This is a genomic window from Vibrio sp. Vb1755 (genome assembly GCF_033338635.1).
GTDB classification, from domain to species: domain Bacteria; phylum Pseudomonadota; class Gammaproteobacteria; order Enterobacterales; family Vibrionaceae; genus Vibrio; species Vibrio alginolyticus.
This window is the reverse complement of the sequence record NZ_JAWOTA010000123.1, coordinates 1-1,491: the sequence shown is the minus strand read 5'-3', so window position 1 is coordinate 1,491 and position 1,491 is coordinate 1. Positions and strand designations below refer to the sequence as shown.

Annotated in this window: 1 protein-coding gene; it reads right to left on the bottom strand. The window is 50.0% G+C overall.

Features of this window, described 5'->3' with window-relative positions:
* Window positions 1–19 precede the first annotated feature (19 nt).
* Window positions 20–1,491: efflux RND transporter periplasmic adaptor subunit (locus R7E00_RS23165; protein ID WP_318124584.1), on the bottom strand; the 1,472-nt coding region annotated here is incomplete at its 5' end.

Here is a 1,491-nt window from a genome sequence, read left to right as displayed (position 1 = left end):
ATAATTGCTCCAATCATAGTTAGCCCTCGATCGCTTCAATTTGTTTCAAAACGTAGTCAGAACCTTGTTTTTCAACTAGAAATCGGACTTTCTGACCTTCCTTGAAACCGGATAAATCCACTTCATCACCCACAGAGAAGTTCATTTCACCGGCATCCCAGCTCCATTCTGAAACCGGAAGGTGATTGAGCGTGATCATGCCAAAATCCGCCATTAGCATGCTGATGTCTCCCGTTACCCAAACGTCAGTCGCGAGAACGGTGTCATCGGCTTTGTAATCGACGATTTCGTATTGACCCGATGCGGCTTTTTGAATTTCGAACTCAATAGCTTGGCCCTTTTGCAGTGAGCCCATATCGACGCCGTCAGCGAGGGTAAAGTTCATAACCATCCCCGGCCAATCCCACTCTGGTACGGGCTGGTGGTTGATGGTCAACATGCGATGGTCTTTCATCACATCAGTGATCTCGCCCTTCGTCCAAGCCGTTTGTGCAGTGGCTTCGGTCGGTGATGAAATGCGCGATAGATCAGCCGTTTGGCTCGATTCTGAATCCAACATAAAGTGAGCTGAGGTTACGATGCGATCGTCTTGAGTCAGGCCTTGTAGTACCTCGATTTTGTCGTCAGCTTCACGCCCGACTTCGATGCGCGTTGAGCGGTATTTGCCGTCTCCCTCAGACAGCACGACGCGAGTCATACCCCCCGAGCGGATAACGGAAGACTTTGGAATGGTTAACACCGCGTTGTCGCTGACAGGCTGTAAGGCAATATTGGCGAACATGTTCGGTTTCAGCTCGCCATTGGGATTAGAGAATTTAAGACGAACACGAAGCGTGCGCGTTTTAGGATCCAAAATTGGATACACATAATCGACGCTGCCTTGCCACTCTTTACCCGGAATCGCATCCAACGTCATAGTGGCGTCGCTGCCTGCTTTCATCCAGTGAGCTTGGCGCTCAAACACTTCGGCATCCACCCATACGTTTTCAAGTGGGCCCGCGCTGATCACCGCTTGAGCAGGGGATAGGTAACCACCTTCACGAACGTTCAAACTCGCGATGACGCCATCTTCCGGAGCTTTAATTTCAATAGTTTGCGATGCTTTCCCACGTTGAGTGATGGCTTTGATTTGAGAACGATCAACACCCAGTGTCACCAAACGTTCTGTCGCGCCTTTCACCAGGCCACTACGTCCAGTTCGGTAGGCGTTCAGCAGCTCTTCTTGTGCTTTGACTAGCTCAGGCGAATACAGCGTGAACAGCACGTCGCCTTTGTTGACCTTTTCACCCACGGCATTGATGTAAAGCTTTTCAACCCAGCCCGCCACGCGAACGTTGGTTTGCCACAAATGGCTTTCGTCAAACGCGATATAGCCGACAGTTTCAATCCGAGGTGAAAGTTGCTCTAAAGAGACTTGAGCGGTTTTTACACCTAAGTTGTTTTCAACTGATGGGTCAATTTTTACCGTGCCGGGTTTGTCTTGTTCACCTG